1 pseudogene is annotated in these 276 nt (G+C 27.5%); it reads right to left on the reverse strand.

Annotated elements, in window-relative coordinates:
• Positions 1-276 (reverse strand): annotated as a pseudogene (locus tag GUI70_RS25620) (hypothetical protein); the annotation flags it as partial.

Here is a 276-nt window from a genome sequence, read left to right on the forward strand (position 1 = left end):
TTATTACTGTCGTCAGTATTATTCGAAGATTTATCTTTATCTGTCGTATCATTTTGTTCTTTTCTCAATAAACTACTATCTAAAGGCGTTAATGGTATTAATGAACCATAATGGTTGATAACACGTTGATCTAAGAAATCATTTTTATCATTAATAGGTGATAATTCTAAGTCTTTACGAAGTAAGTTTGCATATTTTTGAATGCTTTCAACACTTGGATGATAATAGTAAATACCATTTAACATATCATCTTTACCTTTTAATTGCGCAGTTTTA

Source organism: Deinococcus alpinitundrae (assembly GCF_009982895.1).
Lineage (GTDB): Bacteria > Deinococcota > Deinococci > Deinococcales > Deinococcaceae > Deinococcus > Deinococcus alpinitundrae.